General features: G+C 70.3%; 19 protein-coding genes and 2 pseudogenes. 10 read left to right on the plus strand and 11 right to left on the minus strand.

The window, feature by feature from the left end:
- Positions 1-2 precede the first annotated feature (2 nt).
- Positions 3-1,826, plus strand: coding sequence for a hypothetical protein (locus ACZ4V6_RS06525; RefSeq protein WP_467823063.1), 1,824 nt, complete (start codon positions 3-5; stop codon positions 1,824-1,826).
- An 827-nt stretch (positions 1,827-2,653) separates the two neighbouring features.
- Here the strand turns inward: ACZ4V6_RS06525 and ACZ4V6_RS06530 are convergent.
- The gene (locus tag ACZ4V6_RS06530) at positions 2,654-2,848 is read right to left on the minus strand and encodes a hypothetical protein (protein ID WP_467823065.1); all 195 of its coding nucleotides are present in this window, start codon (positions 2,846-2,848) and stop codon (positions 2,654-2,656) included.
- Between the two features lie 366 nt (positions 2,849-3,214).
- Here ACZ4V6_RS06530 and ACZ4V6_RS06535 point away from each other — a divergent pair, with 366 nt between their 5' ends.
- Positions 3,215-3,427, plus strand: a complete 213-nt coding sequence (locus tag ACZ4V6_RS06535) for a hypothetical protein (protein WP_467823068.1) — start codon at positions 3,215-3,217, stop codon at positions 3,425-3,427.
- Positions 3,428-3,457: 30 nt separating this feature from the next.
- On the opposite strand, the gene ACZ4V6_RS06540 is transcribed toward ACZ4V6_RS06535, so the two are convergent.
- The 3 genes and pseudogenes from ACZ4V6_RS06540 to ACZ4V6_RS06550 form a co-directional block, all read right to left on the minus strand.
- Positions 3,458-4,003: an NUDIX hydrolase gene (locus tag ACZ4V6_RS06540; protein WP_467823070.1), complete on the minus strand. Its 546-nt coding sequence runs from the start codon at positions 4,001-4,003 to the stop codon at positions 3,458-3,460.
- Between the two features lie 639 nt (positions 4,004-4,642).
- Positions 4,643-6,194: pseudogene (locus ACZ4V6_RS06545) on the minus strand (ISAzo13 family transposase); the annotation flags it as partial.
- Positions 6,195-6,241: 47 nt separating this feature from the next.
- Positions 6,242-6,988, minus strand: a complete 747-nt coding sequence (locus tag ACZ4V6_RS06550) for a hypothetical protein (protein WP_467823072.1) — start codon at positions 6,986-6,988, stop codon at positions 6,242-6,244.
- Positions 6,989-7,041: 53 nt separating this feature from the next.
- On the opposite strand from ACZ4V6_RS06550, the pseudogene ACZ4V6_RS06555 reads away from it, so the two are divergent.
- The 6 genes and pseudogenes from ACZ4V6_RS06555 to ACZ4V6_RS06580 form a co-directional block, all read left to right on the plus strand.
- A pseudogene (locus tag ACZ4V6_RS06555) lies at positions 7,042-7,182 on the plus strand (telomere-protecting terminal protein Tpg); the annotation flags it as partial.
- 153 nt (positions 7,183-7,335) lie between these two features.
- Positions 7,336-8,250, plus strand: a complete 915-nt coding sequence (locus tag ACZ4V6_RS06560; protein ID WP_467823075.1) for an NADP-dependent oxidoreductase — start codon at positions 7,336-7,338, stop codon at positions 8,248-8,250.
- Positions 8,251-8,284: 34 nt separating this feature from the next.
- Positions 8,285-8,764, plus strand: a complete 480-nt coding sequence (locus ACZ4V6_RS06565; protein ID WP_467823078.1) for a MarR family winged helix-turn-helix transcriptional regulator — start codon at positions 8,285-8,287, stop codon at positions 8,762-8,764.
- 304 nt (positions 8,765-9,068) lie between these two features.
- On the plus strand, positions 9,069-10,154 hold the full coding sequence (locus ACZ4V6_RS06570; protein ID WP_467823080.1) for an alkene reductase: 1,086 nt from the start codon (positions 9,069-9,071) through the stop codon (positions 10,152-10,154).
- Positions 10,155-10,303: 149 nt separating this feature from the next.
- Positions 10,304-11,284: a quinone oxidoreductase family protein gene (locus ACZ4V6_RS06575; RefSeq protein WP_467823083.1), complete on the plus strand. Its 981-nt coding sequence runs from the start codon at positions 10,304-10,306 to the stop codon at positions 11,282-11,284.
- Positions 11,285-11,635: 351 nt separating this feature from the next.
- Complete coding sequence (locus tag ACZ4V6_RS06580) at positions 11,636-12,436, plus strand: inositol monophosphatase family protein (protein ID WP_467823086.1); 801 nt, start codon at positions 11,636-11,638, stop codon at positions 12,434-12,436.
- A gap of 32 nt (positions 12,437-12,468) precedes the next feature.
- Here ACZ4V6_RS06580 and ACZ4V6_RS06585 read toward each other — a convergent pair whose 3' ends face one another.
- The 3 genes from ACZ4V6_RS06585 to ACZ4V6_RS06595 form a co-directional block, all read right to left on the minus strand.
- Complete coding sequence (locus ACZ4V6_RS06585) at positions 12,469-13,590, minus strand: IS630 family transposase (RefSeq protein ID WP_467823088.1); 1,122 nt, start codon at positions 13,588-13,590, stop codon at positions 12,469-12,471.
- An 83-nt stretch (positions 13,591-13,673) separates the two neighbouring features.
- Positions 13,674-14,186, minus strand: a complete 513-nt coding sequence (locus ACZ4V6_RS06590; protein ID WP_467823091.1) for a hypothetical protein — start codon at positions 14,184-14,186, stop codon at positions 13,674-13,676.
- A gap of 120 nt (positions 14,187-14,306) precedes the next feature.
- Positions 14,307-14,813: an NUDIX domain-containing protein gene (locus ACZ4V6_RS06595; protein WP_467823094.1), complete on the minus strand. Its 507-nt coding sequence runs from the start codon at positions 14,811-14,813 to the stop codon at positions 14,307-14,309.
- A gap of 39 nt (positions 14,814-14,852) precedes the next feature.
- Between ACZ4V6_RS06595 and ACZ4V6_RS06600 the strand changes: the two genes are divergently transcribed.
- On the plus strand, positions 14,853-15,530 hold the full coding sequence (locus ACZ4V6_RS06600) for a hypothetical protein (protein WP_467823096.1): 678 nt from the start codon (positions 14,853-14,855) through the stop codon (positions 15,528-15,530).
- Positions 15,531-15,721: 191 nt separating this feature from the next.
- Here the strand turns inward: ACZ4V6_RS06600 and ACZ4V6_RS06605 are convergent, their stop codons facing one another.
- Positions 15,722-16,372, minus strand: a complete 651-nt coding sequence (locus tag ACZ4V6_RS06605; RefSeq protein WP_467823099.1) for an NAD(P)-dependent oxidoreductase — start codon at positions 16,370-16,372, stop codon at positions 15,722-15,724.
- A 212-nt stretch (positions 16,373-16,584) separates the two neighbouring features.
- Positions 16,585-17,478 carry an NADP-dependent oxidoreductase gene (locus ACZ4V6_RS06610; RefSeq protein ID WP_467823166.1) on the minus strand — a complete coding sequence of 298 codons (894 nt, stop codon included), beginning with the start codon at positions 17,476-17,478 and terminating at the stop codon, positions 16,585-16,587.
- 230 nt (positions 17,479-17,708) lie between these two features.
- On the opposite strand from ACZ4V6_RS06610, the gene ACZ4V6_RS06615 reads away from it, so the two are divergent.
- Positions 17,709-18,122 carry a winged helix-turn-helix transcriptional regulator gene (locus tag ACZ4V6_RS06615; RefSeq protein WP_467823101.1) on the plus strand — a complete coding sequence of 138 codons (414 nt, stop codon included), beginning with the start codon at positions 17,709-17,711 and terminating at the stop codon, positions 18,120-18,122.
- A 399-nt stretch (positions 18,123-18,521) separates the two neighbouring features.
- Here ACZ4V6_RS06615 and ACZ4V6_RS06620 read toward each other — a convergent pair whose 3' ends face one another.
- Both ACZ4V6_RS06620 and ACZ4V6_RS06625 read right to left on the minus strand, forming a co-directional pair.
- On the minus strand, positions 18,522-19,205 hold the full coding sequence (locus ACZ4V6_RS06620) for an AAA family ATPase (protein WP_467823104.1): 684 nt from the start codon (positions 19,203-19,205) through the stop codon (positions 18,522-18,524).
- Positions 19,206-19,222: 17 nt separating this feature from the next.
- A complete protein-coding gene (locus ACZ4V6_RS06625) occupies positions 19,223-20,245 on the minus strand; it encodes an NUDIX hydrolase (RefSeq protein WP_467823106.1) in 1,023 nt (340 codons plus the stop codon).
- Positions 20,246-20,367 lie beyond the last annotated feature (122 nt).

Raw genomic sequence — 20,367 nt, forward strand, 5'->3', positions numbered from 1 at the left:
CGTTGACCATCTACTGGAACAAAGACCAGCGGATTCCGCTGCCGATGCGGCGCTCGCGCTACTACACCCGGATGTTCCTGCGGGCCGAGGACCTCAGCCTGACGCAGGACTACCTGCTCTCCCGGCAACAGTTGCTGCTCCGCCAGCTGGTCCCGTCCGGAGTGGTGAGCGGCCTCGACCTCACCCCGACCGGCAGCGACCTGACGGTGGCCGCCGGGGTGGCCACCGACGCGGACGGCAGCGCGATCGTGCTGCCCGAGGATGTCCGGGTGACGCTGCCGCAGGGAGACGGAACCCACCTGGTGACCATCCACCGGGAGGAGTACGCCGCCGAACTCCGCGACGAGGGAGGTGCCAAGGGTGAGACCCGGCTGGTCGAGGAGGGCCGGATCGAGCTGGTGGCCGCGCTGCCCGCGGACTCCCGGTACGTGCCGCTCGGCACCGTGACCAGGCAGAGCGGCGTGGTGCGCACCGACCTGACCAGCCGCCGGCTCTCCGGCCTGCGGGTGCAGGCCGGTGCCCTCACCCCCACCGTGGGCAATCACCGGCAGGCCGGCATCCAGTTCCCACCCGACCCGGGCGGTGGCAGCGGCGACGAGGCATTCATCCGGTACTACGTGCGTGGCGGCGAGCACGCCTCACTGCTGATCGGGGTGAACAACGACGCCGAGGACACCATCGACTTCCTCCAGGGCGGCGTCGAGCGGCTGCGGATCGCCAACGGCATGCTGTACCTCGGCGGCATCAACGACCAGCAACGCCACCAGCACGGCCAGTTGGTCTCCGGGCTGGGCTTCGTGGGCCGGGGCACCCAGCACGGGCAGCTCTCGTTCCGGGCCGGGTACGGCTTCGAACTGGCCGACCGCAGCCAGGACTTCCCCGGTCTGGACTACGGCGTGGACGGCCGGCCCTACGCGGACCTGACGCTCCGTACCCTGGCCGCCCGTGAGGACGTGGTGATCGGTGCGGGCAAGGCGATCCGTGGCCAGGGCATGCTGCACGTGGACGGCCCGGACCGGCTCTACCTGCTGAACCAGAAGGGCGTGCACATCACGGCGGGCTGGCACGCGGGCGACCCGGAGGCGGGTCACCTGCACGTCGAGCGCAACATCGTGCTCGGCGACGTCCTGGCCGGTCGCGGACGCCTCCACCTGGACGGTCCCGAACGGCTGTACCTGATGAACCAGGGCGGCGTGCGGGTCGAGGCGGGCTGGCACTCCGAAGACCCCGCGGCCGGCACGGTATACGTGCAGCGCAACCTCGGGGTCCAGCACGAGCCTTCGCAAGTACCGTCCTGGAGCGGCGGCGGCGTCGTCACCTTCGACATGTTCGCCACCGGGGGCATCTACTGCGGCCGCGGCGGCGACGACTGGCCGATCAAAATGTTCGGCGACGGCGTCTTCTACGCCAAGAAAAAGAACTTCGCCATCGACCACCCGCTCGACCCGGCGGGTCGAACGCTCGTGCACTCGGCGATCGAGGGCCCCGAGTACGGCGTCTACTACCGGGGCGAGGGCACCCTGACGAACGGCCGGGCCGTGGTCGAACTACCCGAGTACTTCGAGGCGTTGACCCGGCGGGAGGGGCGCACGGTACAGCTCACCCCCCGCTTCGAGGGAGACGAGGAGATCTCCGCGCTGGCCGCCTCGGCGGTGCGGGACGGGAGGTTCACCGTCCGGGCGATCGGCGGGGCCGGGTACACGCACGGTTTCTACTGGGAGGTCAAGGCCGTTCGCGCGGACGTCGAGGAGATCGACGTCGAAGTGGAGAAGTCGGCTCTGCTGCCCAACGGCGGAGCGGAGATCCGGAAGGTACCGGGCAGCTGACCGGCTGTGTGGTACGAGACACGGGCGGTGGTCTTCGCGGTCGAGCTGTCCGCGAAGACCGCTGTCACACGCGCCTGCGAGGCAAAGGCGTCCCATGAGTCCTCCTCGGGGGACGGCCCGTGCGTGGCGGCTGGTGTCGCACGGTCTCGCCCCGCGGGACGCGGCCCAGCGGTGACTTCGGCCCCGGATGGCCGACGGCACTCGAGAACGGATGCACGACGCCTTGCGCGACCGGTCCGTGTCGCGGACGGCCGCGCAGGAGACGCATTTCGCCCGCACCCCCCATAACCGGGCGAAGTCCGCGGTGAAGCCGACCGCGCATACCGTGACCCAGCACAGGTCCTGCGCCGGGCACCCGCCCTCCCCGGCCGAGCGCGCCGCAGAACGTCTCCGAGCCCAAGGTCCCTCCCGCCACCCTGTAAGGGCTCAGGTCCCCAGGAAGCGGCCGGTTCTGTGACCTGGACAGAACGTTCGTCATTGTCGGGGTGGTGCCGCCCCTTTCCTGTTGCGTTGTGACGGTGCCCGGCCGAGTGCCGCGTCAGCCCACGGCCAACGTGGACAGGCGGGCCCCGGACGCGCTGCTTCACTCACAGCGTCCCGCCGCGGCCCCGGCCGCCCGATCGGCGCCGGGCCGTGGGGCCCGCCGGAAGACGGCACCGTCACGTTCTCACCTCACCCGCGAAGGCGCCCCCAGCGGCGCAGATCTCCCGCGGTCCGCTGCAGGCCACGGCTCTGCAGCAGATCCGTGACGCCCTGCCGACCGCGCCCGCCTCCCGCACCGTGGCGCCCGGCCGGCGACGGCGTGCCGTCCGAACTGCTGGCACTGGTCACCCCCCTGCCGCCGCGTCAACACCTGCCTCGCCCACGCCCAGCACCTGCAGCCCCTGCACGGTCACCACACGAGGCAATGGCAGCGCCTGCTCCTGTACGCCCTGACCGCCGCCCCCGCCCACGACCACCTCCTGGTCGGCACGCTCGCCGCCTGTCTCCAGCGCCAGGACCTCGACGCCGACCTGCTGCACCGCTCCCCGAACCCGACCGCCACATCACCCGTGAGGCCGTCCAACACCTCGACGGCCTCACCGACGCCGTGCCCGAGGAAAGGACCGAGCCGGTCCGGACCGGCATCGGCCGGCGGATCGCCCGCGACGGCGGCTGACGAACCTCGCCGGCCCGGTGCCGAGCGCGGTGTTCTTCACGGGCCCGCTCACCGGGCAGCGACGAGCGCCTTCACACGATGCGCTGACTCAGCGAGGTCCGGGGAAGCCGGGCAGATCCAGCGGCACGGGATCCACCCGCCACCGGGTGCGGCGTCCTGCGGCAGGTGCCGGAAGCACCTGCCGCCGACGGGCCGCAAGGTGACCTCGCAACCTTCGCCGCGTCCGGCCGTGACGTATTCGATCGCCGCGCTGGAGGAGGTCGCCAAGTTCCTGCCCGAAGACGCCGACCGCATCCCGGAGGACCGGTTCACCTCGGAGCGGGGGCGTGAGATGTACGAGAAGGACCCGACGCGATTCACGCGTAAGGAGATCGCTGCCGCGCTGCAACTGAAGCGGAAGATCATCGCCGGCATCGACCGTTTCAGCCCGTCACAGGACTGAGGTCTTCCGGGTAGGACCGGCAGGCCGGCTCTACCCGGCGGCGGGACCGGCCTCCGTGTCCAGCAGGAGCGCCATCACGCCGACGAGCGTCGCGCTGCTGACGATCTCCCGCCGCGCGATCATGCCGCGGACCTCCTTCAGCGGGATCCACTCGATCCGGTCCGACTCGTTGCGCTCCGTCGGCTCGGCGACGTGCCGTACCCCGTCCGCGCGGAACACGAAGTGCTGGGAGTCGGTGATCCCCGCCGCCGGCTGCGCGTAGACCAGCTCCCTCATCGACCCTGGGCGCCATCCGGTCTCCTCCTCCAGCTCCCGGGCCGCGGCGGCCTCGGGCGTCTCGCCGTCCTCGACCAGGCCCATGGGCAGCTCCCAGGCCCAGGTGTCCGTGACGAAGCGGTGGCGCCACATCATCAGGACGCGCTGCCGGCCGTCCACGGCCGCCGTGACGGCGAGGTCCCGCAGCCGCACGACGTGGTAGTCGGTCCGAGTGCCGTCCGGCTGCTCCACGTCGAGCGAGCGCAGCCGCACCCAGGAAGTGTCGTGAAGCGTGTGCTCACCGTGGACCGTCCACCGCATGTCATGCCTGCTCTCCTCGGGGGCGGACGGCCGCCGCTCTCCCGCCGTGGCGGAAGAGCGCGCGACCGGGCTCGGCGCCGCGACCGTTCCGCCCGGATCTCCCGGATGATTCCTCACCGTGGACGCCGTACGGCAACCGGGTGCGTGCCCGTTCCGCCGAAAGGCTTGTCAGATCGACACGGGTCCGTCCCGGCGGGGCGAGAACTTGCTGTACCCCTGTCCCGCGGTCCGTTCCGCAGGGCAGAGGTGCATGGGCCTTGACCCTGGATGTCGGACACGCGAGACGCTGGATCCTGAGGATCTGAGAACGGACATCTCGTGGTCATGAAGAACTGTCCGCCGCAGTTCAAGGCGGACGCGGTCGCGTTGTACCAGTCGCGGCCCGAGGCGACGACCAGGTAGGTCGCCGCCGACCTGGGGATCAACCCCGAGACCCTGCGGAACTGGGTCCGGGCGGCCGGAGCGAGCCGGCCCCGGTGGCGCCGGGCGGAGGTTCCGACGGCCGAGCCGCCGACGCCGTTGGAGGCGGAGGACGCCGCTCTACGGCAGAAGGCCCGTGAGCTGGAGGAAGAACGCGAGATCCTGCGGAAGGCGGCGAAGTATTTCGCCGGGGGAGACGCGCTGGTGAGGAGCCGTAATTTAACTACTGCTTGAGTTGATCTCGTTGTCGTGCTGCTCGATCACGCGCTTCAAGGCTTCGAGCGTGCGGGGAGGGCGGGTCCGGCGGAAGACGAGGACTCTGGCGAGTTCGGGGCCGGCGAGTGCCGGCATGGGCTTGGACCTCCCGGCGTGGTAGCTCAGCACGTTGCGCTTGCGGCCCATCCATTCGGCTGCGAGGGTCAGGGTGACGGTGTTGCGGCTGCGGAGCACGGCGGCCAGGACGCGGTGGCGGTGATCGAGGGTGCCGAAACCGGGGTTGCGGCCGCGGCCGTCCCTGCCTGCGCTCTGGCGTTCGGCTTCGGTCAGGACCTGTTGGCACGGTTCGAGGTGGAGCACGAACTGTTCTCGGGGCATGCCCGTGAGTGCGGGATGGGTGAGGAGGAAGGTGGCCTCGGCCGGCACCGGTGGCCCCGACTCGGCGCGTGAATCTTCCGGAAGCCGCTGGTCGGGATCCTGCGAGGCGATGGTGTAGTTCCACTCGCCGTGGAACTCATCACGCTCGACCCGCCGCTCGACGCCCTTGCGCTCGGCCCGGGTGAGTGCGCGGCCGGTGGGGTACGCATTCTCGTCCAGCACGGCCTGGACCGTCAGTCTGGTGCTGGTGCTGGTGCGGGTGGCCGAGATGGTCTCCAGCAGCACCTCGTAGCTGGTCAGCGGCTGCCCACGCAAGCTGTGAGTGATCCGGGAGAACAGCCGGTGTTCCACTTCGTTTCATTTTGAAGTACCCGGCGGGGAGTGCATGACGGTGATGCTCGGCCCGCACTCGTCGGCGAAGTCGGCCAGGCCCATCTTGAGCAGGCGGGAGTCGGCCGAGTCGGCCCCTCCGGCATCGGCGGTGACCAGCAAGCGGTCCACTCCGGGGTGGTCGAGGCATCCTCGGACCTTCCACCAGCGGCGCAGGGCCTCCACAGCGAAGGCGGCGGTGCTGCGGTCGGTGCCCACATTCACCCAGCCGCTGTCGCGCCCCAGGTCGTAGATGCCGTACGGGATGGCGACCGGGGTGTCGGGGTCGACGAAATCGTGGTCCGGGGCGGTGATCGGCCGGCCTTTGGGGCGGTAGGTGCGGCCGGGCCGGGCGAAGTCGCCGATGGGTTCCTTCTGCTTCGTATCCACACTCACCACCGGCAGGCCCTCAGCCAGGAAGCGTTCGGCGGCGGAGTTGATGTGCCGGAACTGGGCGTCGCGGTCGGGCACCTGACTGCCGGACCGGGTCTTGGCCATACCCTGCAAGCTGAATGCCCATCGCACGCAGTAGGCCGCCGACCACCGGGGCGCTGACCGGATGACCGGCATCGGTCAACTCCCGGGACAAGTCCCGCAGCGACGCAGTGGTCCAGCGCAGCGGGGACACCGGATCACCCACCTCACGCGGCTCGATCGACAGCTCGAGAGCCGCCACCAGACCGGGGTCGCGCTCGGCGGCAGACTTGCGCCCACCGCCGGGTCTGCGCACCCGCCCCAACGCCACTGCTCCACCCGCAGGTTCCTCACGCCCTCGTGCAACAGTCGACTCCGAGACCTCCGCCAGCCTGTCGTGGGCGCAGCCGAGGACGGCGTAGGCGGGGGGCCGGCCCTCCTTCAGCCGGTTGCGCAGGGCGGTCCGGGCGTGGAATGCGAACTGTTCACTGGTGAGCCGGCCCGATTCCTTCCCTTGCTGAAGGGTGGCCGGCACGAGGTCGGGTTGGGTGGCAGCGATGCCCCCCAGGTGGTTGGCCACGGAGACGCGGACGTAGAGGTGCGCGTCGTCAAAGAGGTTCTCAAGGATGGGGAGGCCCGCGTCGGCGGGGAGCGCGAGCCGTGGGGCCCAGGGCAGCTGGGCCGGATGGCCTCGCTCGCCAGTCGGCGTACCCGGGAATCCTTGTTGCGGCTCCACGCATCGACGGCCTTCATCGTCTCGTCGGGGAAGTCGGCGAGAAAGTGCCGCACCGGGAGCTCAGCGGAGAAGTACCCCGTCATGCGGGCCGGCGCGGCGAGTGCCAGGCCCAGGTGCTCGGCGCTGCGCAGGTAGCGGGAGACGTAACCGGAGTGGGGGCTGTAGAGGTGCAGGCCGAAGTCGTTGGTCACCCCCGCGGCCGCGGGCGTCGGCGGTGGTGAGCGCAGCAGGATGTCGAGCGCCTCGGGGCCGGTGACCGGGAGGTGGGTGTGCAGGCCTTCGCTGACCCGGGCGATCCGGGCGCTCAGCTCCAGCTCGGAAAGGTCCGCCATGACCGAGTCCAGGAACCTGTCGGCGTCGAACGCGGAGCAGACAGCGTGGACCTCGTGGCCGATGCGGACGATGCGCTCGGCGTTGAGGGCGGTCTCCTCCAGGGGAACCTTCGCGGTCATGGGCACACCCTAGGGCTGACTGCGGGGACAGTCGTCGTGTTCTCGCCGCAGGTCATCCGGCGGTGTGCGCCTCCGCCCAGGAGGCGGGCGCCGGCGACCGCGAGGAGGTCCACTTCCTGGACAGCGGCCGCCGCGTCGGCTCCCTGGAGGAGGTCCGGTTCACGGACATCGAGCACTTGGAGTTCGACCTGTAGCGGCGGCTGTGCCGTCGACGCTGGGTGCTGGGCCACGGAGTCGTCGTCGAGGCTCCTCCAAGCGGTTACTTGGCTAGCCACGTAATCGGTGCTACTTTTATGTGGCTGGCCACAGAAGTTGCCGGCGGGGCATCCCACTCGAGGAGACCAGTCATGAAGGCCATCGTTTTCGACACGTTCGGCGGCACCGAGGTCCTGCACGAGGCGGAGATCGGCATTCCTCAGCCCGGCCCCGGCCAGGTCCGCGTCCGCGTCCGGGCGGTCGGTGTGAACCCGGTGGACGGCAAGATCCGCTCCGGTGTCATGGAGGCCATCTTCCCCACCACGCTGCCCGCCGTGCCCGGCGGGGAGATCGCCGGTGTGGTCGACGCCGTCGGCGAGGGCGTCGACCACCTGAAGGTGGGGGACGAGGTCCTGGGCTGGTCCGACACCGGCTCCTACGCCCAGTACGCCCTGGCGCCCGCGACCGTCCTCGCGCCCAAGCCGGCCGGTCTGGACTGGACGCACGCCGCCGCCCTGCCGGTGGCGAGCGACGGCGCCGAGCGGGTCCTGGACCTGCTCGACGTCAAGGACGGCGAGACGCTGCTGATCCACGGCGCGTCCGGCGCGCTCGGCACCATCGCCGTCCAGCTCGCCGTCGCCCGCGGCGCCCGCGTCATCGGTACCGCCGGACCGGCCAACCAGGAGTACGTCGCCTCACTCGGTGCGAGTGCGCTGGTCTACGGGGACGACCTGGTCCAGCGGGTCCGCGAGCTCGCCCCCGACGGAGTGGACGCCGTCTTCGACGCCGCGGGCAAGGGCGCACTGGAGGACTCCATCACCCTGCGCGGCGGCACCGACCGGATCGTCACCACCGCCGACTTCCGCGCCCGTGAACTCGGCATCGTCTTCGCCGAGGGACCCCAGCGCCGCTCCGCCGCCCGGCTGGCCGAACTGGCCCGGCAGGCCGCCGACGGCACACTGGTGACCACGATCAGCGCCACCTACCCGCTCGCCGAAGCGGCCAAGGCGCAGCAGGCCAGCGACGCCGGCCACAACCGCGGCAAGATCGTCCTTACTGTCAACTAGCCCATCACTCCACTCTCGTGACCAGGGAGCAGCCATGCCCGACACCACCTCGTCCCAGCCGCCGAACGCGGCGCGCGACGGGCGGTTGAGCTACGCCATCTTCCAGCTCGCCCGCGCCCACCGAGGCCACGCCGCCGCCATGCTGCGCGCCCTGAACCTGCATCCGGGACAGGAGCTGCTGCTGATGCAGCTCTTCGACCGCGACGGCCAGACGCAGGCAGAGCTGCTGGATCGGGTCGGCCTCGACCACTCCACCGTCTCCAAGTCGCTTCGTCGCATGCAGGAGGCCGGACTGCTCACCCGGGAGCCCGCTGCCCACGACCGGCGGGTCATGGTGGTCAGCCTCACCGATGCCGGGCGCGCCCTGCAGGAGCCCATCGCCGACATGTGGCGCACCCTGGAGCAGATTTCCGTTCGCGATCTGACCCCTGACCAGGTCGAGATGTTCACTGCGTGCGCGCGCACCATCGAGAAGTCGGTCAGGGACCACAGCCGGCAGGCGCCTGTCGCCTGATCGGGCACGGGAGGCGGCCACGCGCCGGGCGAACCGCCTCCCTGCCCCGCGCAGAGCGAGGCCCGCCTCGAGGGCGGCCCTCGCTCTGCGCGGGCACCAAGAACCCTCCGCGGACGCCTCAGCGCCGCGTATGAGGACATCACCCCGACGGTCGAGGAACGTACGTCGGCGCACCGCAGGCCCGACAGCCCCCAGGCGCAGACCACGCCGTTCCGGCCGCTACACCACAACCGCCCGCAGGGCAGCCGCGCCGCGGCCGGCTCCTCTTCTCTTCCCACCCTTTTGTGACAGCAGGGAGATTCCCATGACGAACGCGTTCTCCCCGATCGACATGGCCGGCCGGACGATGGCCAACCGCATCGTGATGGCGCCGATGACCCGCAGCCGGGCCTACGGGCCGGGAGCCACCGCGACCGATCTGATGGCGACCTACTACAGCCAGCGTGCGAGTGCCGGCCTCATCATCACCGAAGGGATACAGCCCTCGCCGGTCGGCCAGGGGTACCCCGACACGCCGGGCCTGCATTCACCGGAGCAGGTGGCCGCCTGGCGCAAGGTCACCGGCGCCGTCCACCGCGAAGGCGGAGTGATCTTCGCGCAGTTGATGCACACCGGCCGCATCGGCCATCCCAGCCTGCTTCCCTCCGGCCTGTGGCCCGTCGCGCCCTCACCTGTTGCCGCGAAGGGCCAGGTGTTCACCCGCCAGGGGCCGATGGACTTCGTCACCCCGCAGGAACTGGACACCGATGCCCTCACCGGCACCATCGCCGACTTCGCCGTCGCGGCACGCAACGCGATCGACGCGGGCTTCGACGGCGTGGAGATCCATGGCGCGAACGGCTATCTGATCCACCAGTTCCTCGCCCCCAACACCAACCGGCGCACCGATGGCTGGGGTGGTGATGTCGCCGGCCGGGTCCGCTTCGCTCTGCAAGTGGCCGCCGCCGTGGCGGGAGCCATCGGCGGCCGACGCACCGGCTTCCGCATCTCACCCGGCAACCCCTACAACGACATCGCCGAACACGACGCGGCGGACGTGGACCACACCTACACCACCCTGGTCACCGAACTCGGCGACCTGGACCTCGCCTACCTGCACATGATCGAAGGAGCCGACCAGGCTCTGACCGCACGCCTGCGCAAGACCTGGTCCTCGGTCTTCGTTCTCAACCCGCTCACCCACCCGGAGCCCACCGGCCCGGACGCACTCGCCCGTATCGAGGACGGCACCGCGGACATGATCGCCTACGGGGCACTGTTCCTCGCCAACCCCGACCTGCCCCTCCGTCTGGCCGCGCAGGGCCCGTACAACACACCAGACCCTGCCACCTTCTACGGCGGTGATCACCACGGCTACACCGACTACCCGCCCCTGCAGGGCACGTACTGAGCACGCAACAGGCGAGTTCTCCGGCGAGGCTCTCACCGCCGCTGCTTGCCGGGGCCGGCCAAGCCCTCGGCGACGCACAACCTGGTGGTGCCACACCCAGGATGAACGGGCACTGCTCGCCGGGCCGCCGTGCCCGCAGTATCGGTGACATGGACAACAGCAGCACGCAGATGAAGGCAGTGACCATCCCCAAGTTCGGCGAAGCCGAGGTGCTCAGCGTCGTCGCCCTGACGGTCCCCGAGCCTGGGCCGGGTCAGGTAGCCATCGACGTGGCGTACGCGGGCGCCAACTTCGCCGAGGTCCTCTACCGGCGCGGCGTGGTCGACGTGCCGCTGCCCTTCGTGCCCGGTATCGAGGTGGCCGGGCGGATCCGGGCCGTCGGCGAGGGCGTCGAGGAGCTAGCCGTCGGGCAGCCGGTGGCCGCGCTCACGATCGTCTCCAGTGGTGGTTACGCCGAGGTGGTGGTCACCTCCGCAGACCTTGTCGCGCCGCTGGACGGCCTGGGCATCGGGATGGATGTCGCCGCGGCGCTGCCGTCCAACAGCACCACCGCGTTCCTCGTGCTCGACCGAGGGGCCCGGATCGAGCCCGGAGCACGCGTTCTGGTCCATGCGGCGGCCGGCGGCGTGGGAAGCCAGCTCGGCCAGGCCGCCCGTCTGCTGGGCGCGGGCCACGTGGTCGGCACGGTCGGCAGCGAAGCCAAGATCGAAATCGCCCGGAGCTTCGGCTACGACGAGGTGATCCTGCGGGACCGGATCGCCGACGCCGGCGAGTTCGACATCGTGGTCGACATGGTCGGCGGTCCGCTCCGCCGGGCCGGCCTGGACCTGCTGGCCCCGATGGGACGCCTGGTGGTGATGGGCAACGCCTCGGCCGCCGAGGACGTCGGCATCCCGGCCAACGAACTGTGGTTCACCAACAAGACCGTCTCCGGCTTCAACCTTGCCGCCTTCTCCGCCGCCTTCCCTCAGGAGGCGGGCCAGGCGCTGCGCCGGGCGGTGGCGGCCGCAGCGAAGGGGGAACTGTTGGTGCAGGTCGAGACCCTGCCGCTGGAGCAGGCCGCCGAGGCCCACCGCCGCATCGAGTCGGGCACCACCACGGGCAAGCTCGTGCTGGAGGTCAAGCAGTGATCCGCCGGCGGCCTGCTCGCGGTGCGCGAGGCCGCGGCAGGCCGCCGGCGGCAGCAGCGGGACGCGCAGCCTGATCGCCCTCGCGCTCAGCAGTCGGGGAGGCGGGCCGGGGGTAGGCCTTCGCGGACGATGCGCGCTGAACCGTACGCATCGCGTACGGGGCGAGAACATATGACGCCCAGTGCTCGCTACTCAGGCCACAGCTTGTCTCAGAGTGGCCGTTGCCGGTCCAGAGGCCGGCAGTTCCGGTCGGGGTCGATCGCGGTCAGCTGACACCGACCTCATAGGGCCTGGTGCTCTGACCGGGAAGGTTCGCCGGGGCGGCAGCTTCGCCTCGATAGTCTGCACAGCGTGATCGACTCATATGCGAGTTCCGACGATGCTGCTGTCGCGATAGCCGGGGCGCGGGCCGGCGCGGACGTGGTCCGCAGCATGTATGGCCAGCGACTCAGCCGCATCGACAAGGGGGCCGGGGACTTTGCCACCGCCGCCGATGTGGAGGCCGAGAAGACGATCCTCGGCGTAATCCGTGCCGCACGGCCCGACGACGCGGTGCTCGGCGAGGAAGGCGGGCGGCAGGGCTCCGCCGACGCTGTGCGCCAGTGGTTGGTGGATCCCCTGTGCGGCACGCTGAACTACGCCGTCGGCAACATGCTGGTGGCCGTCAACGTGGCGCTGCGCGATGGGGCGGCGGCGGTGGCCGACCCGTTCAGCGGGGAGATTTTCTTCACCGACGGGGAGACCGCTTGGGTGCGGCATGACGGGGCCGACGACGCACTGTTGACGCCCACGCCCGCTACCCGATTGGTGGACGTCAACCTGGATCCGCCGTTCCCGGGTGCGCCGGCATTCCGAGCCGTGGATCTGCTGGTCCGTCCTGGGTTCGTCGAACGTTTCCGGCCCCGGGTCGTGTCCACGACGCTGGCGCTGGCCTGGGTCGCTGCCGGCAAGCGCGCCGCGTATGTCACCGATGGCGGCGACCTCTCCAGGAGCGTGCACTTCGCGGCCGGTATCGCTTTGTGCCGGGCTGCCGGCTGCGTTGTCACCGGCATCGACGGTGCCCCGATAGGTGAGGCAGGTCGTGGGCTTGTGGCCGCCGCCGACGACGAGACCCACAGGCTGCTGATGTCGATGATGCGCAGCCGAAGCTAGTGCTGTGACCGCATGGGTTTCGCCGGGCTGGGTCAGGCTGCGACATGGAGGGGCCTGCCGCCCCAGCGGATTCCCTTCTCACCGCGGATCCGGGCACGTTCACGGCGTTGAGCTGTGAGGACGTCTGGGTGGCGGGCGTTGGCGTTGCGCCGGCGCAGGTAGGCGTGGAGGGCCCGCGTCTGGGCGGTGTGGTTGCGGTGGTCGGAGTCGGCGACGGTGAACTGCCGCAGCGGTCCGAAGTGGGCCTCGATCGGGTTGGCCCAGGACGCATAGGTCGGGGTGAAGCACAGGTTGACCTTGTTCTTCTTCCCCCAGCGACGGATGTCGGCGCCTCTGTGGGCGGACAAGTTGTCCAGGATGAGGTAGATGGGGGCGCCGTCGGGGCGGGCAGCCCGGATCGACTCCAGCGCGGCCAGGGCGTTCGCGGCACTCTTGTTGTGGCGGTCGACGCCCCAGAGGGTGTCGTCTCCGATCGAGTAGCACCCGTGGAAGCAGCGAACTGCGTGGGTGCGGTGGTAGGTCGCGGGATGCCGCTCGGGCCGGCCTTGCTCGGCCCAGCACGACCCGGCGGTGGGCCGGATGCCGAGCGGCCCGAACTCGTCGAACGCGAAGACACGGTTCGGGAAACGCTCCAGTACCTCCTCGATGCGGTCCAGCTTGGCGTCGCGTTCGGGGGCGGGCGATTCCTTCCACGTCTTGGTCCGCTGGAAGGTGACGCCGCGGCGGGCGAGCAGGCACCGTAATGCCTCGCGGCCGATCCTGATCACGTGGCCGTGTACTTTCCGCAGGCAGGCGGCGAGTTTGCGGATGGACCAGCGGGTGAAGGGCTGGCCGAGCTCGGTCGGGCGGGTGGTGGCCGTCTGCACAACGAAGTCCTCATCGTCAGAGCTGAGCAGGCGGGGACGGCCTCCCGCCCACTGAGGGTCCAAGCAGGCCAGACCGTTCTCGTTGGACCGGTGGATCACATCCCGGACCGTGTCGTCATCGGCCTGCACCAGCTTCGCGATCACCGGGACCCGGTTCCCGCCGGCCGAGGCCAGCAGCATCATCGCACGCCGGTAGCGCACCGAGCTGGTGCTGCCCCGGCGCACGATCTGCTGCAGTTTCTGCCCCTCCTGGTCGGTCAGTCTGCGCACACGGACAGGCTCTGCCACCACACCTCCAGCAGTCGGACCGGACGTCACCGCCTATCCAACCGCCCGAACGACCGCCCCGGCGAACCTTCCCGGTCAGAGCACTAGCAACTGGCTTCGGCACCGCTGTCCACATAGGAGTCGATGCTGACCGAGTAGCCGGCCCCGGTGGTGAGGTCGGGGCGGCTTCCGTAACCGGCCTCCGCGAGGCCCTCGGCGGTGAGGAAGGCGATCGACAGGGCCATGCCCTCTTTGGTGAAGCACAGGACGTCGGGCGAACCTTCGGGGGTCGGATTCCATCCGTCCCCTACCGCCGCCGTCCGGTAGTGCGCGGTCACTTCTGCCTGCGCGCCGGGGAAGGCATACGTCCGGCTGGCGTACACCACGACATCGCCACTGTCCGCCCAGCAGCCGGCGTCCACTTCTTCGAAGCCCCGGGCGACGGCGGCTCCGTCGGGCCGGGAGTCGAGGATGCCGAGCGTCGCCACCTCCTTCACCTGGTCGTCGGTCCCCTCACAGTCCCTGGCGAGTTCCAGCAGCGTGCAGCCGGTGAGCGTTGCGGCCGTGAGCGCGGTCGCCAGGAGCAGGGATATCGGGCGGGTAGTACTTGTCCGCAACGGCAAAGCGGGCTCCATGGTGAAGGTTGGGGCGAAGGGAGGATGGGGCCACCGGGCAAGAGAGTCGTGCGTGCCGGCTCCGTAGCGGGCACGGCCCAGTTTTACCAGCAGCCGTGACCCTCACTCCTGACGTGAGCGTGACACTTTGACGACACCCCCTAGGCCGGATTGTGCTGTTCGGTGGTGCGGTGCATCGGCTGCCTCCTGCGGTGTGCCGTGAACCGGATGGGGGCAGCCGTACAGACGTCCTAGCAGCGCGGCCTGGCCCGACTGCAGGACGTGGGCGGCTTCCAGCGGGATCCAGAAACACTCGAAACGGGTTGGCTCCTGCTCACCATCATGGTCCTCCTGGCTGTCCCACCGCTCAGGGGTGGGCTCGGTCAGCTCCAGGTGGAAGAAGTGACGCCGCTGGACTTCGAACCGGTAGGGGCTGATGCCGCACTCGGTTTCGCCGAGCTTACGCACGATCTCGAAGTCGCTCAGGCCGGTCCCCTCGCCGGCCTCCCGCAACGCGGCCTGCTGCGGCGCCTCCGTCGCTTCTCTCGACGCCGCCTGGTCAGCCAAGCACAGGCGCATGGCGGCCGCGCCTACGTCACCCAGGTCGTACGGCTGCTCAACTGGCTCCACGCCCAGGACGTCGCCCTCAGCGCATGCACCCAGGACCTTGTGGACGCCTGGCTGGACGACTACCCAGCCCGCGGCCCACGGGTACACGGCTTCCTTGCTCGGACCAGCCGCAACGGCCACACCCGCCAGCTGGCCGTCGACCTTCCTACCCCCACCTTCACCGGCCAGCTCATCGCTCAGGACACGCGCTGGCAGCTGGTCAACCGGCTCATCCACGACGGCGAGGTCCCGGTGCCTGACAAAGCGGCTGGGATCCTCGCTCTCCTCTTCGCCCAGGACCTGTCCAGGGTCGTTGCCCTCACCACCGAACACGTGGAGGTCACCCCGAGCACGGTGCTGCTCCGGCTCGGGGAGGTCCCGGCCCAGATGCCCCCGCCTCTGGACGAATACATTCGAGCGCTCCACGCCCAGGCGATGGCCACGGACACCACCGGGAAACGCTGGCTGCTCCCGGGCCGCTTCCCGGCCCAGCACCTCAGCCGCAGCCAGCTCGTCCGCCGCCTCCAAGGGCTCGGCATCCAACCACGCATGGCCCGCAATACTGCCCTCGTCGAGCTGGCATCCGAACGGCCCGCGGTCATGGTCAGCCGACTCCTCGGTGTCCACCAGAACACCGCCGACTCCTGGAAGCGCATCGGCGGGCAGGACAACGCCTACGCCGCCGAGGTAGCCGACCGTACCCGGCCAGGGTCGCCAACCGCCCGTGCGGAAGGCTGAACGGCGTCGAGACGGCCATCGCAGGCAGACTGGCTGCTGGCGGCGGAACTGGCGGGCTGCTCAACGCTATCGAGCGCTACAGAGGGGCATGGCCCGGATACACCAGAAGCTCGCCGCGGTGATCTCATGGATCAGTGGATTCCGGCCGCTCGGAACGTCGGTAGAGCGGTCTGGTTGCGCGGGGCTGGTGGTCAGTAACCGACGGTGAAGCGCTGGCGGTGGTGGCGGGGCTGCTCGATCTCGTCGAGGAGGGCGACGGCGTAGTCCTCGACGGAGATGGTGCTGTCGCCGTTCTCGTCCACGACGAGGTCGTCCAGGGCGGTCCGGTAGACGCCGGTGCGCTCACCGGGGGCGATCGTCGCCGCGGGGCTGAGGTTGGTCCAGTCGACGTCGGTGACGGTGCGGTAGTGGTCGAGGGCGTCGCCGTGGGCGTGCATGATCTGCAGGAGGAAGTCGGGCAGGCCGGGGGCGTCCCAGACCTGCTTGCCGTCGGGAGTGCGCAGGGAGCCGGCGCCGCCGACGGTGATCAGGCGGGGGGCCTGAGCGCCGAGGGTGCGCAGACCTTCGGTGAGTGCTTCGGCGGCGGGCCGGATGGTGGCGAGGTGGCCGGCGCCGTCGCCGCCGCCGACGGCGCTGACGACGACGTCCTGGTCTTTCGCGGCGGCGGTGACCGACTGCGGGTCGAGGACGTCGCCCGTGGTGACGGTCAGGCCGGCGTGCCGTTCGGTGACCTTCGCGGGATCGCGGACGATCGCGGTGACGCGGTGGCCCCGGCGCAGGGCCTCGCGCACGATGGCGGAGCCGATGGTGCCGTTGGCGCCGAAGACAGCGATGTTCGTCATGGGGTGTCCTCCGTGGTTCGTGGTACCGCCGTGCGGTGGGTCAGGTGAGGGGGCGGGGTGCTCGTCGAGGGTGCCGGTGAGCTTGGCGGTGCTGCTGGCCGGGCCGTCCAGGTGGTCGACGTGAAGGGAGCTGTGCGGGAGCCGGGCGGGGTAGGCGCCTCGGCGGCACCTGCGCACGGCGCCGCCGAGCCCGTCGTCAGCGGGCGAGCGGTTCACGGCACGAGGACGATGCGTCCGGGCAGGCCGCGCTCGACGAGTCGTGCGTGGGCCTCGGCCGCGGCGGTCAGGGGGTAGGTCTTGGCGACGCGGGCGAAGAGCACGCCCTGGTCGGCCAGGCGGGCCAGGTCGGCGAGGAGGGCGGCGTCGGACTGGACGCTGACGGCCTCGACGCGGATGCCTCGCTCGGAGGCGGGTTCGCTGCCCGGCCACAGGCCGGCGTAAGCGCCGCCGTCGCGGACGGCGGCGAGCGCGGCGCCGCCCAGACTCGCGGTGTCCAGGACGCCGTCGAAGGACGCCGACTCGAAGGTCTCACCACGGGCCAGGAAGTGATCGGCGCCGCGGGCTCGGACGAAGTCCTCGAAGGCCGCGTCCCCGACCCCGGTGACCTTCAGGCCCCGCTGATGGGCCAGTTCCACCGCGTGGGCGCCCACCCCGCCGTTCGCACCGACGACCAGCAGGCTCTGCCCCGGAGCCAGGTCGAGCAGGTCGAGCAGCTGGGCGGCGGTCGTGGCGTTCAGCGGCAGCGTGGCAGCATGGACGTCGTCGAGGGAGGCAGGGGACCGAGCGAGGATACCGGCGTCCACGACGATGTAGTCCGCGTGAGTGCCCAGCGGCTTGTGGTGCCCGGTCACCACCGCGAAGACGCGCTCGCCCACCTTCCAGTCGGTGCCAGGGCCGACGGCATCGACCACACCGGCCACGTCGAAGCCGAGCCCGACAGGACCCTGGCCGCCGAAGACACCGGAGCGCATGGCGACATCCACCGGGTTGATCGCGGCAGCCTTCACCTTGACGCGCACCTGCCCCTCGCCCGGTGCAGGGAGGGGGTGCTCAGTGATCTCGACGGCCTCGGGGCCCCCGAAGCGGGAAACAGTCGCGGCGCGCATGGTCATGCTCTTCCTCCAGACTCGGGCGGGTGCCGCCCGAGCGTTGAGTGGGGGTGACGTCCTGTCTCGCGGGTGCCGGCGAGAGTCCACGCGGGGTTCACGCCGGGATGATGTCCCGCTACACACCGATTGGTCGTTACGTACGTTTGGTGCGTAACCCCATGTTGCGTCAGCATGGAGATGTCTACAAAAGGCACACGCGTGTGCGGAACCGGAAAGGCAGGTGCGTCATGCGGGCCGACGCGAAGGACGAGCGGGCCGCCGTACTGTCGGGGCCGTGCGCCCGCTGGCCGGCCGAGCAGGGCGAGACGATCCGGCAGATCGTGGACCGGGCCGGCGACAAGTGGACCGTGCTCGTGATCGGCACCCTGGAGCACGGCCCCCTGCGCTACACCGACCTGCAGAACGCCGTCACCGGCATCTCCCAGCGCATGCTCACCCACACCCTGCGCCAGCTCCAGCGCGACGGCCTGGTCACCCGCACCGCCTACCCCGAAGTACCCCCGCGCGTCGAATACGCCCTGACCGACCTGGGCACCACCCTCCTCGACGCCGTCACCGCCCTCGTCGACTGGGCGGGTACCCACCACGACGAGATCCAGGACAACCGCGCCCGCTACGACAGCGAGGCCACCGCAGACTGATGCGCGAGGTTCCTACCCGCGCAGAGAGCGTCGAGCTGCCGCTGCAGTACCTCCATCTGGAGACAGTGGAACAGCAGCTCATGAACCGATTGAAGAGGTTCCGCTATGCCGAGACGTGAAGGTCGCCGACTGCCCGACAACTCACAAACGGCACCGATCGGGGTATGCGGCACAGCTGTCGTCAACCGCCGCCAGCAGCTCCCCAAGAACACTGAGTCATCCTTGCGGCACGCATCGCGCAACTTCTGATAGCCGGAACTACCAGCATCCTCGGCGGGCACGGTTGCCTCCTGGTGGGCGGATGTTCTGAGGGGCAGGTGTGTGTGATCAGGTAGGCCGGGTCCTCGCCTCGCCGGACTCGTTCGATGGCATCGAGGCGTGCGAAGACGCGCGGGGCCATTAGCTCCTGTGGTCACGCACGTCGACGAGCGGCTCCCCGCACTCGCGTACCGGGATCGCGGCGACCCGCGGATCGGACATCGGCACCAGAGGGTTCATCGACTCTCCTTGTGACGGCTTGCACTGCGGTGGCGGGATGGGGGAGGCAGAGGCCAGGCCGGTTTCGGCCTGGATTCGCGCGATGGTGTCCTGCAGCGTGCTGTCGGCCGGGACCACGGTCTCCAGAGCGCCGGGCAGCAGATCCAACTCGCGGTACCAGGAGGCGAGGTGGCTGTCGGTGACGTGCGCCAGGTATGCGGCATCCGCCTTCGACGCGTGCCGGACGAACGTCGCTTCCAGCGGCACGTCCAGGTAGTAGCAGCTGGTGACGCCACGGTGGTCCCGTACCAGAGACGTGATCATGTGGCCGTAGCGATCGGCGTACAGGATCCCCTCGAGCACCACGTGAAAGCCGGCGTTCAGTGCTTCGCGCGCGATCCTGCCCAGCAGGGCGATGTTGGCGCCGCGCGCGGTGTCGTGTTCCCTGAGCACGTTCCGGCGGATCACGTCCTGGCCCACGATCGCGATACCGCGGCCGTAGTGATCTCGCAGGCCTTGGGCCACGCTTGACTTGCCTGACGCCGAGTTGCCGCGGATCACCACGAGGCGGGTGTCCGCACGGCCGCACGCGGTTGCAGTGGACATACGACGGTGTGTGCCGGTCATGCGGGCCGGCCCGTCTCGCTGTACAGGTCCCCGTTCTGGATCTTTGCGATGGCCTGGCGGGTGTGGGGAACGAGGTTGTCGGGCAGGGCGGCGGGGTCCCAGAACTTCCACTGGATGCACTTGTCCGGCTCACGCAGCTCCGGCTCGCCGCTCCAGGCCCGGGCGCGGAAGAACAGCCCCATGCGGGGCCGGCCCCCGGCACGGTCGATGTGGTGGATGACGTGGACGAGTTCGACGTCCTGGCGCTCGATGTGCAGGCCGGCTTCCTCCTGTGCCTCCCTGATCAGGCAGGTGATGGCGTTCTCCTGCTCGCAGTGGCCGGCCAGGACGTGCCAGGTGGAGGGCGCGAATGCGGAGTCGGGGTGGCGCAGCCCGAGCAGCACCGTCCCGTCTGGTCGTTCCAGGTAGAGGTGGACGCCGATGATGTTGAGGACCGTGCCGCGCGGCGAAGCTGGACGGCGGTCTTCGTGCGGTGCGAGCCCGCTCTGCGGCGCGGTGCTGGTGGGGCGGCTGGCGGCGTGGCGCCGTACGAGGTCGCTGGTGGTGTCCGCGATGCGCAGGCGGTGGAGGTCGTCGGGGGCGAACCAGGCCAGCATCACCCCTTCCGGCAGATGGAGTTCGCGGGGGTCGCCGTTCCAGCGGCCGGCGCAGATGGCGATGGGCACGGTCATGCTGGTGTCGTCGGAGGCGTACTCGGTGGCGAACGGGGTCAGGCCGGCGATGTGGAGGCCGGCTTCCTCGGCGAGTTCGCGCCGCACGGTGTGCTCCAAGGCGGCGTCCTGGGGCTCTCGGCAGCCGCCCAGCAGGGACCACATGCCCGGCTCCCAGATCTTGCCGGGGAAGTGGTCGCGCAGGTGGAGGAGGTATTCGCCGCGGTCGTTGTAGAGCAGGGCGGAGGCGTTTGCGACCTCGGATTCAGCGACGGGCGTGACCTTGAGCAGCTTCTCGCGCAGGGATGGGGAGGCCACCCGGTCCACGGGACGCCACTCGATGCCGCCGACCTCTTCTTCCTGCAGCACCACCGGCACGTGTGCCGCGGTGGGCAGGCGCCCAGCGCCGTGCGGTCGCGGCCGGAGTCGACGCCGCGATACCCGGCGCCTCCGAGAGCGAGCGCCGCGCGGCCGTCGAGCAGCAGCTGCAC

The organism is Streptomyces sp. NPDC029152 (genome assembly GCF_055564355.1).

Bases quoted from the DNA above. Each gene is read 5' to 3' on its own strand.
- ACZ4V6_RS06540 (WP_467823070.1), bottom strand. From the start codon at position 4,003: ATGCGGTGGACGGTCCACGGTGAGCACACGCTTCACGACACTTCCTGG.
- ACZ4V6_RS06550 (WP_467823072.1), bottom strand. From the start codon at position 6,988: ATGACCGCGAAGGTTCCCCTGGAGGAGACCGCCCTCAACGCCGAGCGC.
- ACZ4V6_RS06560 (WP_467823075.1), top strand. From the start codon at position 7,336: ATGAAGGCCATCGTTTTCGACACGTTCGGCGGCACCGAGGTCCTGCAC.
- ACZ4V6_RS06565 (WP_467823078.1), top strand. From the start codon at position 8,285: ATGCCCGACACCACCTCGTCCCAGCCGCCGAACGCGGCGCGCGACGGG.
- ACZ4V6_RS06570 (WP_467823080.1), top strand. From the start codon at position 9,069: ATGACGAACGCGTTCTCCCCGATCGACATGGCCGGCCGGACGATGGCC.
- ACZ4V6_RS06575 (WP_467823083.1), top strand. From the start codon at position 10,304: ATGGACAACAGCAGCACGCAGATGAAGGCAGTGACCATCCCCAAGTTC.
- ACZ4V6_RS06605 (WP_467823099.1), bottom strand. From the start codon at position 16,372: ATGACGAACATCGCTGTCTTCGGCGCCAACGGCACCATCGGCTCCGCC.
- ACZ4V6_RS06610 (WP_467823166.1), bottom strand. From the start codon at position 17,478: ATGCGCGCCGCGACTGTTTCCCGCTTCGGGGGCCCCGAGGCCGTCGAG.
- ACZ4V6_RS06615 (WP_467823101.1), top strand. From the start codon at position 17,709: ATGCGGGCCGACGCGAAGGACGAGCGGGCCGCCGTACTGTCGGGGCCG.
- ACZ4V6_RS06620 (WP_467823104.1), bottom strand. From the start codon at position 19,205: ATGTCCACTGCAACCGCGTGCGGCCGTGCGGACACCCGCCTCGTGGTG.